We start from the raw sequence: 12,376 nt of genomic DNA, 5'->3' as shown, positions 1-12,376 counted from the left end.
CTCTGACAGCCCATCGACACGTATTCCTCCTTTCGGAGAAACACCATGAAAGACCTGCTCAACCTCTTCAACCAGCAGCGCCAGACGCTGGACTTCGACGCGATCAAGATCGCGCTGGCCTCGCCGGACCTGATCCGCTCGTGGTCCTTCGGCGAAGTGAAGAAGCCGGAAACGATCAACTACCGTACCTTCAAGCCCGAGCGCGACGGCCTGTTCTGCGCCGCCATCTTCGGCCCGATCAAGGACTACGAGTGCCTGTGCGGCAAGTACAAGCGCATGAAGCACCGTGGCGTGGTCTGCGAGAAGTGCGGCACCGAAGTGACCCTGGCCAAGGTGCGCCGCGAGCGCATGGGCCACATCGACCTGGCCTCGCCGGTCGCGCACATCTGGTTCCTGAAGTCGCTGCCGTCGCGCATCGGCCTGATGCTGGACATGACCCTGCGCGACATCGAGCGCGTGCTGTACTTCGAAGCCTACGTGGTGACCGAGCCGGGCCTGACCGCCCTGGAGCGCCGCCAGCTGCTGACCGAAGAGCAGTTCCTCACCGCGCGCCAGGAGCACGGCGACGACTTCGACGCCGCGATGGGCGCCGAGGCGGTGTACGAGCTGCTGCGCACGATCGACCTGCAGTCGGAAATGACCCGCCTGCGCGAAGAGATCGCCGGCACCGGGTCGGAAACCAAGCTCAAGCGTCTGACCAAGCGCATCAAGCTGGTCGAAGCCTTCCTCGAGTCGGGCAACCGACCGGAGTGGATGGTGATGACCGTGCTGCCGGTGCTGCCGCCGGATCTGCGTCCGCTGGTGCCGCTGGACGGCGGCCGCTTCGCGACCTCCGACCTGAACGACCTGTACCGCCGCGTCATCAACCGCAACAACCGCCTGCGCCGCCTGCTCGAGCTCAACGCGCCGGACATCATCGTGCGCAACGAAAAGCGCATGCTGCAGGAATCGGTGGATGCGCTGCTGGACAACGGCCGTCGCGGCCGTGCCATCACCGGCACCAACAAGCGCCCGCTGAAGTCGCTGGCCGACATGATCAAGGGCAAGCAGGGCCGGTTCCGCCAGAACCTGCTCGGCAAGCGCGTCGACTACTCCGGCCGTTCGGTCATCGTGGTCGGCCCGACCCTGCGCCTGCACGAGTGCGGCCTGCCGAAGAAGATGGCGCTGGAGCTGTTCAAGCCGTTCGTGTTCGCCAAGCTGCAGCGTCGCGGCCTGGCCACCACCATCAAGGCCGCCAAGAAGCTGGTCGAGCGCGAAGAAGCCGAAGTCTGGGACATCCTAGAAGAGGTCATCCGCGAGCATCCGGTGCTGCTGAACCGTGCGCCGACCCTGCACCGTCTGGGCATCCAGGCGTTCGAGCCGGTGCTGATCGAAGGCAAGGCGATCCAGCTGCATCCGCTGGTGTGTACCGCGTTCAACGCCGACTTCGACGGCGACCAGATGGCCGTGCACGTGCCGCTGTCGCTGGAAGCGCAGCTGGAAGCGCGCGCGCTGATGATGTCCACCAACAACATCCTGTCGCCGGCCAACGGCGAGCCGATCATCGTGCCGTCGCAGGACGTGGTGCTGGGCCTGTACTACATGAGCCGCGCCCTGGAGAACAAGAAGGGCGAGGGCATGGTGTTCGCCAACATCGCCGAAGTGAAGCGCGCCTACGACAACCGCGTGGTCGAACTGCACGCCAAGGTCAAGGTCCGCATCACCGAGACGGTGATCGACGAGGACGGCAACCGCAGCAAGAAGACCTCGATCGTGGACACCACGATCGGGCGCGCGCTGCTGGCCGAAATCCTGCCGGAAGGCCTGCCGTTCGCGCTGGCCAACACCGAGCTGACCAAGAAGAACATCAGCCGCCTGATCAACTCCAGCTACCGCCAGCTGGGCCTGAAGGACAGCGTCGTGTTCGCCGACAAGCTGATGTACACCGGCTTCGCCTACGCGACCCGCGCCGGCGTGTCGATCGGCATCGACGACATGCTGATCCCGTCGGAGAAGAAGGGCATCCTCGGCGAAGCCGAGCAGGAAGTGCTGGAAATCCAGGAGCAGTACCAGTCCGGTCTGGTCACCGCCGGCGAGCGCTACAACAAGGTCGTGGACATCTGGTCGCGCACCAACGAGCGCATCGCCAAGGCGATGATGGACACCATCGGTACCGAGAAGGTCACCAATGCCAAGGGCGAGATCATCGACCAGAAGTCGATGAACTCCCTGTACATCATGGCCGACTCCGGCGCGCGTGGTAGCCAGGCGCAGATCCGTCAGCTGGCCGGTATGCGCGGCCTGATGGCGCGTCCGGACGGCTCGATCATCGAGACCCCGATCAAGGCCAACTTCCGCGAAGGCCTGAACGTGCAGGAGTACTTCAACTCCACCCACGGCGCGCGTAAGGGTCTGGCCGATACCGCGCTGAAGACCGCCAACTCGGGTTACCTGACCCGGCGTCTGGTCGACGTGGCGCAGGACGTGGTCATCACCGAGCCGGATTGCGGCACCAGCGACGGCCTGACCATGACCCCGATCGTGGAAGGCGGCGACGTGGTCGAGCCGTTGAAGGATCGCGTGCTCGGCCGCGTGGTGGCCGAGGACGTGTTCCTGCCGGGCAACGACGAGGACCCGATCGTCACCCGCAACACGCTGCTCGACGAGCAGTGGGTGGCCAAGCTGGAAGAGGCCGGCGTGCAGACGCTGAAGGTGCGTTCCACGATCACCTGCGAATCCTCGTTCGGCGTGTGCGCCCGCTGCTACGGCCGCGACCTGGCGCGCGGTCACCTGGTCAACATCGGCGAAGCGGTCGGCGTCATCGCCGCGCAGTCGATCGGCGAGCCGGGTACCCAGCTGACCATGCGTACCTTCCACATCGGCGGCGCGGCCTCGCGTGCGGCGGCGGTGGACAACATCACGGTCAAGACCACCGGTTCGATCAAGTTCAACAACCTCAAGTCGGTCGAGCACGCCAACGGTTCGCTGGTGGCGGTGTCGCGTTCGGGCGAACTGTCCGTGCTCGACGGCCACGGCCGCGAGCGCGAGCGCTACAAGCTGGCCTACGGCGCCACGATCACCGCGAAGGACGGTGACGCGGTCAAGGCCGGCCAGTCGGTCGCCAACTGGGATCCGCATAACCACCCGATCGTGTCGGAAGTGGCCGGTTTCATCCGCTTCATCGACTTCATCGACGGCGTCACCGTCATCGAGAAGACCGACGACCTGACCGGCCTGGCCTCGCGCGAGATCACCGATCCGAAGCGTCGCGGCACCCAGGCCAAGGACCTGCGCCCGATCGTGCGCATCGTCGACGGCAAGGGCAACGACCTGACCATCCCGGGCACCGATCTGCCGGCGCAGTACCTGCTGCCGCCGCGCTCGATCGTCAACCTGCAGGACGGTGCGGCGGTGGGCGTGGGCGACGTGGTCGCCAAGATCCCGCAGGAAGCGTCGAAGACCCGCGACATCACCGGTGGTCTGCCGCGCGTGGCCGATCTGTTCGAAGCGCGCAAGCCGAAGGATCCCGCGATCCTGGCCGAGCGCTCGGGCATCATCAGCTTCGGCAAGGACACCAAGGGCAAGCAGCGCCTGATCATCAAGGACACCGATGGTTCGGAACACGAAGAGCTGATCCCGAAGTATCGCCAGATCATCGTGTTCGAAGGCGAGCACGTGGCCAAGGGCGAGACCGTGGTCGACGGCGAGCCGAGCCCGCAGGACATCCTGCGCCTGCTCGGCGTGGAGCCGCTGGCCGCCTACCTGGTCAAGGAAATCCAGGACGTGTATCGCCTGCAGGGCGTGAAGATCAACGACAAGCACATCGAGGTCATCACCCGGCAGATGCTGCGCAAGGTCGAGATCACCGACCAGGGCAACAGCAAGTTCCTCAACGGCGAGCAGGCCGAGCGCCAGCGCGTCATCGAGGAAAATGCCCGCCTGGCGACCCGCAACGAACTGCCGGCCAAGTACGACCCGGTGCTGCTGGGCATCACCAAGGCCTCGCTGGCCACCGAGTCGTTCATCTCGGCGGCGTCGTTCCAGGAAACCACCCGCGTTCTCACCGAGGCGGCGGTCCGCGGCACCAGCGATACGCTGCGCGGCCTGAAGGAAAACGTGATCGTCGGCCGCCTGATCCCGGCCGGCACCGGCCTGGCCTACCACAGCCTGCGCCGTCGCAACTCCAGCGGCCTGACCGAGTCGGAGATGCAGACCCTGTCCGGCGGCAACGCCGAGCCGGCGGTCGAAACGCCCGCACCGGCGGCTGCCAGCAGCGAAGAGTGAGCCCGATCGGCCCCGTGCGCGGGGCCGGTCGTACCAAGCGAAAGGGGGCGCAGCGGACGCGCCCCGTGTTCCGGTCCGGGAGGGACCAGCAAGTTAAGTTTCCGTTGAGTTGACGGAGCTTTTACTTGCCCGCTATACTTTCCTGTCTCGGCAGGCCGTCCTTCGGCCTGCCTTCGTTTTCACGCATCCAGGCCCCACGGCCTCAATCAGAAGAATCCACTGATGGCGACGATCAACCAGCTGGTCCGCAAGCCGCGGCAGGCGACCACCTACAAGAGCGCCTCCCCGGCGCTTGACAAGTGCCCGCAGCGCCGTGGCGTCTGCACGCGCGTGTACACCACCACCCCGAAGAAGCCGAACTCGGCCCTGCGTAAGGTCGCCAAGGTGCGCCTGACGAACCAGGAAGAGGTCATCAGCTACATCGGCGGCGAAGGCCACAACCTGCAGGAGCACTCCGTGGTCCTGATCCGCGGCGGTCGCGTCAAGGATCTGCCGGGCGTGCGCTACCACACCGTGCGCGGTTCGCTCGATGCCGCCGGCGTCGCCAAGCGTCGCCAGGGTCGTTCCAAGTACGGCGCCAAGCGTCCGAAGAGCTAAGGGAAAGCACACAAATGTCTCGTAAAGGTTCTACTCCGCAGCGCACCGTCCTGCCGGATCCCAAGCACGGCAGCGAAACCATCGCCCGGTTCATCAACATGGTGATGCTGAGCGGCAAGAAGTCGGTCGCCGAAAAGATCGTCTATGGCGCAATGGACGTCATCGGCGAGAAAAGCCCGAACGCGGTCGAGCTGGTGCAGAAGGCACTGGACAACGTCGCTCCGGCGGTCGAAGTCAAGTCGCGTCGCGTCGGCGGTGCCACGTACCAGGTGCCGGTCGAGGTGCGTTCCTCCCGTCGCATGGCGCTGGCCATGCGCTGGCTGATCGACTCGGCGCGCAAGCGCGGCGAGAACTCGATGCCGCGCAAGCTCGCGGCCGAGCTGGTCGACGCCTCGGAAAACCGTGGTGGCGCCATCAAGAAGCGTGAAGAAACCCACCGCATGGCGGAAGCGAACAAGGCGTTCGCGCATTACCGCTGGTGACCTTCCGGGCCTTGGAAACAGGGCCCGTCAGCACAATCTATATGTGCTGCTAGCGGCGCCGCTGAGCGCTGCACAAATCCGAAGGCCGCCGCAAGGCGGCGTTCGGCCATCCGCAATCCAAGAATTCTGAGAGGCTCCCTGTGGCCCGCAACACTCCCATCGAGCGTTACCGCAACTTCGGCATCATGGCCCACATCGATGCCGGCAAGACCACCACCTCCGAACGCATCCTGTTCTACACCGGCGTCAGCCACAAGATCGGCGAGGTGCATGACGGTGCCGCGACGATGGACTGGATGGAGCAGGAGCAGGAGCGTGGCATCACCATCACCTCCGCCGCGACCACCGCGTTCTGGAGCGGCATGGACAAGTCGCTGCCGCAGCACCGCTTCAACATCATCGACACCCCCGGGCACGTCGACTTCACCATCGAAGTCGAGCGTTCGCTGCGCGTGCTCGACGGCGCGGTGTTCGTGCTGTGCGCGGTCGGCGGCGTGCAGCCGCAGTCCGAGACCGTATGGCGCCAGGCCAACAAGTACGCGGTGCCGCGTCTTGCCTTCGTCAACAAGATGGACCGTACCGGCGCCAACTTCGACAAGGTGGTCGAACAGCTGAAGTCGCGCCTGGGTGCCTACCCGGTGCCGATGCAGGTGCCGATCGGCGCCGAGGACGGCTTCGAGGGCGTGGTCGACCTGCTCAAGATGAAGGCGGTCCACTGGGATACCGCCTCACAGGGCACCGTGTTCGAATACCGCGAGATCCCCGCCAACCTGGCCGACAAGGCCGTCGAGGCGCGCGCGTTCATGGTCGAGGCCGCGGCCGAAGCCAACGAAGAGCTGATGGACAAGTACCTCAACGAGGGCGAGCTGTCCGAAGAGGAAATCGTCAGCGGCCTGCGCGAGCGCACCCTGAAGGTGGAAGTGGTGCCGGTGTACTGCGGCACCGCGTTCAAGAACAAGGGCGTGCAGGCGATGCTCGACGGCGTGATCCAGCTGCTGCCGTCGCCCAGCGACCGTCCGCCGGTCAAGGGCATCGACGAGGACGACAAGGAAGACAGCCGTCCGGCCACCGACACCGCGCCGTTCTCGGCGCTGGCGTTCAAGATCATGACCGATCCGTTCGTGGGCTCGCTGACCTTCTTCCGCGTCTACTCCGGCACGCTGAACTCCGGCGACCAGGTGTACAACCCGGTCAAGTCGAAGAAGGAGCGCGTGGGCCGCATCCTGCAGATGCACTCCAACAATCGCGAAGAGATCAAGGAAGTGCGCGCGGGCGACATCGCCGCGGCGGTGGGCCTGAAGGACGTCACCACCGGCGACACGCTGTGTGCGCAGGACCACATCATCATCCTGGAGCGCATGGTGTTCCCGGAGCCGGTGATCTCGATGGCGGTGGAGCCGAAGACCAAGTCGGACCAGGAAAAGATGGGTATCGCGCTGAGCCGTCTGGCCCAGGAAGATCCCTCGTTCCGCGTCAACACCGACGAAGAATCCGGCCAGACCATCATCCGCGGCATGGGCGAGTTGCACCTGGAAATCATGGTCGACCGCATGAAGCGCGAGTTCAACGTCGAAGCCAACGTCGGCAAGCCGCAGGTGGCCTACCGCGAGACCATCCGCAAGGCGGTCAAGCAGGAAGGCAAGTTCGTGCGCCAGTCCGGCGGTAAGGGTCAGTACGGTCACGTCGTGCTCGAGATCGAGCCGCAGGAGCGTGGCCTGGGCTACACCTTCGAGAACGCGATCGTCGGCGGCGTGGTGCCGAAGGAATACATCCCGGCGGTGGACAAGGGCATCCAGGAAGCGGTGGCCAACGGCGTGATGGCCGGCTACCCGATCGTGGACATCAAGGTGCGCCTGATCGACGGCTCGTACCATGACGTCGACTCCTCGGAAATGGCGTTCAAGATCGCCGGCTCGATGGGCTTCAAGGAAGGCTTCAACAAGGCCAGCCCGGTCCTGCTGGAGCCGATCATGAAGGTCGAAGTGGTGACCCCGGAAGACTATCTGGGCGACGTGATGGGCGACGTCAGCCGTCGTCGCGGCATCCTGCAGGGCCAGGACGACAGTCCGTCCGGCAAGGTGATCAACGCGATGGTGCCGCTGGGCGAAATGTTCGGCTACGCCACCACGCTGCGCTCCATGTCGCAGGGTCGCGCCACGTTCTCGATGGAATTCGACCATTACGCCGAAGCGCCGGCCAACATCGCCGAATCGGTCATCAAGAAAAGCTGACATCAGTGAGACGGGATTCGGGATGCGGGCATAGCCAGTCCCGCATCCCGCTCCCTTGTCCCCCATTACGAATTACAAGGTAAATACATCATGGCAAAGGGTAAGTTCGAGCGCACCAAGCCGCACGTCAACGTCGGCACCATCGGTCACGTCGACCACGGCAAGACCACGCTGACCGCGGCGCTGACCAAGATCGGCGCAGAGCGCTTCGGCGGCGAGTTCAAGGCGTACGACGCGATCGACGCGGCGCCGGAAGAGAAGGCGCGCGGCATCACGATCTCGACCGCGCACGTGGAATACGAATCCCCGAACCGTCACTACGCGCACGTCGATTGCCCGGGTCACGCGGACTACGTCAAGAACATGATCACTGGTGCGGCGCAGATGGACGGCGCGATCCTGGTGTGCTCGGCCGCTGACGGCCCGATGCCGCAGACCCGCGAGCACATCCTGCTGTCGCGCCAGGTCGGCGTGCCGCACATCGTGGTGTTCCTGAACAAGGCCGACATGGTCGACGACGCCGAGCTGCTCGAGCTGGTCGAGATGGAAGTGCGCGAGCTGCTGAGCAAGTACGACTTCCCGGGCGACGACACCCCGATCATCCACGGTTCGGCGCGTCTGGCGCTGGAAGGCGACCAGAGCGAGATCGGCGTGCCGTCGATCCTGAAGCTGGTGGAAGCGCTGGATTCGTTCATCCCGGAGCCGCAGCGCGACGTGGACAAGCCGTTCCTGATGCCGGTGGAAGACGTGTTCTCGATCTCGGGCCGCGGCACCGTGGTGACCGGCCGTATCGAGCGCGGCGTGATCAAGGTGGGCGACGAAATCGAAATCGTCGGCATCCGCGCCACGCAGAAGACCACGGTCACCGGCGTGGAAATGTTCCGCAAGCTGCTGGACCAGGGCCAGGCGGGCGACAACGCCGGTCTGCTGCTGCGCGGCACCAAGCGTGACGACGTGGAGCGCGGCCAGGTGCTGTGCAAGCCGGGTTCGATCAAGCCGCACACCGAGTTCGAGGCCGAAGTCTACGTGCTGTCGAAGGACGAAGGCGGCCGTCACACCCCGTTCTTCAAGGGTTACCGTCCGCAGTTCTACTTCCGCACCACCGACATCACCGGCGCCTGCGAGCTGCCGGAAGGTGTGGAGATGGTGATGCCGGGCGACAACGTGAAGATGGTGGTCACGCTGATCAACCCGGTGGCGATGGACGAAGGCCTGCGTTTCGCGATCCGCGAAGGCGGCCGTACCGTCGGCGCCGGCGTGGTGGCCAAGATCATCAAGTAATGCCCGCCCATGTCGGCGGCCCTTTCAGGGGCCGTCCGACCGGTGGCGACCGCGGCTTCGGCTGGCGGTTCAACGAAGGGTCGGCGCAAGCCGGCCCTTCGTCGTTTTGTGGGAGGGAAGGGCGCCATGAAATTCTTGCCGCGACATGTTGCGGGCGGGTGAAACAGCCGCTATAATGCGCGGCTCGGCATTCCTGGGTAGGGTGCCGGATACACCGCGAAAAGAGAGGCAGGATGCCCCTCGTGTTCGCCAGACCGGGAAGGTCGCGCTGCATTAAGCAATCAACGGCCTTGCGCTGTTGACGTTGTTTTATCTGCGCATTATACTTTTCCGTCTGGGCAGGCCGGGTAACTGGTCTGCCTCAGTTTTTGGGCGGAGGAATGGCCCTCGCCAGCTGGATGCTCGGCGGTATACGACGTCAGGAAATAATCGGGGCAGGTATCCCAGAGGCCTTGCCCGTCGCTCTTTTAACGAAGGAACCCACCGCCATGGCGGAGCAAAAGACCGGTCAGAAAGCGGATCAGAAGATCCGGATTCGGCTGAAGGCGTTCGATCATCGTCTGATCGACCGTTCGGCCAGCGAGATCGTTGAGACGGCCAAGCGGACCGGCGCGCAAGTGCGCGGCCCGATCCCGCTGCCGACCAAGATCGAACGCTACACCATTCTCGTTTCTCCGCACGTCGACAAGGACGCGCGCGACCAGTACGAGACCCGCACGCACAAGCGCGTGCTCGACATCATCGGCCCTAACGACAAGACCGTGGACGCGCTGATGAAGCTCGAGCTCGCGGCGGGCGTCGATGTCCAGATCAAGTTGACCTGAGGACTACGACCATGACGAAGAAATATTCGTTGGGCTTCGTGGGCCGCAAGGCCGGCATGAGCCGCGTCTTCACCGAAGACGGCCGCTCCATCCCGGTCACCCTGATCGAAGCGACCCCGAACCGCATCACCCAGCTCAAGACCGTCGAAAGCGACGGCTACAGCGCCGTGCAGATCACCGTGGGCGCCCGTCGCGCCGCGCTGGTCAACAAGCCTGCCTCCGGCCACTACGCCAAGGCGAAGGTCGAAGCCGGTCGCGGCCTGTGGGAGTTCCGTGTTGAAGACGCGCAGCTGGGCGATTACGCCATCGGCGGCGAGATCAAGGCGGACATCTTCGAGGTCGGCCAGAAGGTCGACGTCCAGGGCGTCACCAAGGGTAAGGGTTTCCAGGGCACCATCAAGCGGTACAACTTCCGCATGGGCGATGCCACCCACGGTAACTCGCTGTCGCATCGCGCGCCGGGTTCGCTGGGTCAGCGCCAGACCCCGGGTCGCGTTTTCCCGGGCAAGAAGATGTCCGGCCACATGGGCGCGGTGCAGCAGAGCACGCAGAATCTGGAAGTGGTCAAGGTCGACGTCGAGCGTGGCCTCATCGCCATTCGCGGCGCTGTGCCTGGCGCTGCCGGTGGCGACGTGATCGTGCGTCCGGCTAGCAAGGCATAAGGAGAGATGACGATGGAACTCGTTATCACGGGTAGCAACAACAAGGTCTCGGTCTCCGACGCCGTGTTCGGTCGCGATTTCAGCGAGGATCTGGTTCACCAGGTCGTCGTCGCCTATCGCAACGCCGGCCGCGCCGGCACCAAGGCGCAGAAGACGCGTTCGGAAGTCAACGGCACCACCAAGAAGTCGAAGAAGCAGAAGGGCGGTGGCGCACGCCACGGCGCGCTGACCGCTCCGATCTTCGTTGGCGGCGGCGTGACCTTCGCGGCCAAGCCGCGCAGCTTCGAGCAGAAGGTGAACCGCAAGATGTATCGCGCCGCGATCTGCGCGATCCTTTCGGAGCTCAACCGCCAGGGTCGCCTGATGGTCGTCGACGCGTTCGACGTCGAGGCCAGCAAGACCAAGGATCTGATCGAGAAGCTGAAGGGTCTGGAAGTGGGCAAGCGCCCGCTGATCGTGACCGAAGAGGCGTCCGAGCATCTGTACCTGTCGGCGCGCAACCTTCCCTACGTGGAAGTGCGTGACGTGCAGGGCCTGGATCCGGTGTCGCTGGTCGGGGCCGATACGGTCGTGATCACCGCCGATGCGGTCAAGAAGGTCGAGGAGTGGCTGGCATGAGCAGCAACGAAAAAATCTTCAGCGTGCTGCGTGCCCCGCGTGTCTCCGAAAAGACCGCGCGCCTGCAGGAACTCTCCAATCAGTACGTCTTCGAGATCTCGAGCGAAGCCACCAAGGCCGATGTCAAGGCCGCGGTCGAGCAGCTGTTCGACGTCAAGGTCGAGTCGGTCAACGTGTTGAACGTCAAGGGCAAGAACAAGTCCTTCCGTTCGCGCAGCGGTCGTCGCGGCGATTGGCGCAAGGCGTACGTGCGTCTGGCCGAAGGCCAGTCCATCGACGTAACGGCCAAGGCCTGAGGTCCATCCCATGCCATTGATGAAATTCAAACCCACTTCTCCCGGCCGTCGTTCGGCCGTGCGCGTGGTCACGCCCGATCTGCACAAGGGCGCGCCGCATGCCGCGCTGCTGGAGCCGCAGAGCAAGTCCGGTGGTCGTAACCACCATGGCCGCATCACCACCCGTCACGTCGGCGGTGGCCACAAGCAGCATTACCGCCTGATCGACTTCAAGCGCAACAAGGAAGGCATTCCGGCGCGCGTGGAGCGGATCGAATACGATCCGAACCGCACCGCCCATATCGCCCTGCTGTGCTACGCCGACGGCGAGCGCCGCTACATCATCGCGCCGAAGGGCCTGAAGGCCGGCGACCAGGTGATCGCGGGTTCGGATGCGCCGATCAAGACCGGCAACACCCTGCCGCTGCGCAACATCCCGGTCGGTACGACGGTGCACGGCATCGAGCTGAAGCCGGGCAAGGGCGCGCAGATCGCGCGCGCTGCCGGCGCCGCGGTGCAGCTGGTCGCGCGTGAAGGCATCTACGCCACCCTGCGTCTTCGCTCCGGCGAAATGCGCAAGGTGCCGGTCGAGTGCCGCGCCACCATCGGCGAAGTCGGCAACGACGAGCACAACCTCGAGAAGCTGGGCAAGGCGGGCGCCAAGCGCTGGCGCGGCGTGCGTCCGACCGTTCGCGGTGCGGCCATGAACCCCGTCGATCACCCGCACGGTGGTGGTGAGGCGAAGGCCGGTCAGGGTAATCCGCATCCGGTCACCCCGTGGGGTGTGCCGACCAAGGGTTACAAGACGCGCCATAACAAGCGCACCGAACAATTCATCGTCCGCGATCGTAGGGGCTAATCGACCATGGCACGTTCACTCAAGAAAGGCCCGTTCGTCGATCACCACCTCGTCAAGAAGGTGGAGGCCGCGGCCGGCAGCAAGCGTCCGATCAAGACCTGGTCGCGTCGCTCGATGATCCTGCCGGAGATGGTGGGTTTCACCATCGCCGTGCATAACGGCAAGAACCACGTTCCGGTGCTGGTCAACGAGAACATGGTCGGCCACAAGCTCGGCGAATTTGCCGTCACCCGGACCTTCAAGGGTCACGGTGGCGACAAGAAGTCGAGCCGGTAAGGAGAGAT

At 64.7% G+C, this 12,376-nt stretch carries 11 protein-coding genes; all 11 read left to right on the top strand.

Translation table 11 applies throughout. The features are described 5' to 3' along the window. Positions 1-45 precede the first annotated feature (45 nt). The 11 genes from rpoC (at position 46) to rpsS (ending at position 12,368) form a co-directional block, all read left to right on the top strand. On the top strand, positions 46-4,263 hold the full coding sequence (gene rpoC / locus AB8810_RS18470) for a DNA-directed RNA polymerase subunit beta' (RefSeq protein WP_179571229.1): 4,218 nt from the start codon (positions 46-48) through the stop codon (positions 4,261-4,263). 222 nt (positions 4,264-4,485) lie between these two features. Further along, positions 4,486-4,860, top strand: coding sequence for a 30S ribosomal protein S12 (gene rpsL / locus AB8810_RS18465; protein WP_003469157.1), 375 nt, complete (start codon positions 4,486-4,488; stop codon positions 4,858-4,860). 14 nt (positions 4,861-4,874) lie between these two features. Next, positions 4,875-5,342 (top strand): 30S ribosomal protein S7, encoded by a 468-nt coding sequence (rpsG, locus tag AB8810_RS18460; protein ID WP_179571228.1) that lies wholly within the window; start codon positions 4,875-4,877, stop codon positions 5,340-5,342. Positions 5,343-5,482: 140 nt separating this feature from the next. After that, complete coding sequence (gene fusA / locus AB8810_RS18455; RefSeq protein WP_179571227.1) at positions 5,483-7,573, top strand: elongation factor G; 2,091 nt, start codon at positions 5,483-5,485, stop codon at positions 7,571-7,573. Between the two features lie 90 nt (positions 7,574-7,663). Beyond that, positions 7,664-8,854 carry an elongation factor Tu gene (gene tuf, locus AB8810_RS18450; protein WP_228319180.1) on the top strand — a complete coding sequence of 397 codons (1,191 nt, stop codon included), beginning with the start codon at positions 7,664-7,666 and terminating at the stop codon, positions 8,852-8,854. Between the two features lie 488 nt (positions 8,855-9,342). Continuing rightward, positions 9,343-9,678: a 30S ribosomal protein S10 gene (rpsJ, locus tag AB8810_RS18445; protein WP_003470680.1), complete on the top strand. Its 336-nt coding sequence runs from the start codon at positions 9,343-9,345 to the stop codon at positions 9,676-9,678. An 11-nt stretch (positions 9,679-9,689) separates the two neighbouring features. After that, entirely contained in the window at positions 9,690-10,340 is a 651-nt protein-coding gene (rplC, locus tag AB8810_RS18440) for a 50S ribosomal protein L3 (RefSeq protein WP_046979794.1), read from the top strand. 12 nt (positions 10,341-10,352) lie between these two features. Further along, the gene (rplD, locus tag AB8810_RS18435) at positions 10,353-10,958 is read left to right on the top strand and encodes a 50S ribosomal protein L4 (protein ID WP_047325541.1); all 606 of its coding nucleotides are present in this window, start codon (positions 10,353-10,355) and stop codon (positions 10,956-10,958) included. Then, positions 10,955-11,254 carry a 50S ribosomal protein L23 gene (gene rplW / locus AB8810_RS18430; protein WP_003470672.1) on the top strand — a complete coding sequence of 100 codons (300 nt, stop codon included), beginning with the start codon at positions 10,955-10,957 and terminating at the stop codon, positions 11,252-11,254. Before rplD ends, rplW begins: the two co-directional genes overlap by 4 nt. Before the next feature lie 10 nt (positions 11,255-11,264). Continuing rightward, complete coding sequence (gene rplB / locus AB8810_RS18425) at positions 11,265-12,092, top strand: 50S ribosomal protein L2 (RefSeq protein WP_046979791.1); 828 nt, start codon at positions 11,265-11,267, stop codon at positions 12,090-12,092. 6 nt (positions 12,093-12,098) lie between these two features. Further along, a complete protein-coding gene (rpsS, locus tag AB8810_RS18420; protein ID WP_003470666.1) occupies positions 12,099-12,368 on the top strand; it encodes a 30S ribosomal protein S19 in 270 nt (89 codons plus the stop codon). The last annotated feature ends 8 nt before the right edge of the window (positions 12,369-12,376 follow it).

The sequence above is a fragment of the Xanthomonas sp. NCPPB 3005 genome (assembly GCF_041228095.2).
In the GTDB taxonomy this organism is placed as follows: Bacteria; Pseudomonadota; Gammaproteobacteria; order Xanthomonadales; family Xanthomonadaceae; genus Xanthomonas_A; species Xanthomonas_A bonasiae.
This window is presented reverse-complemented; position numbering and strand designations above follow the sequence as displayed.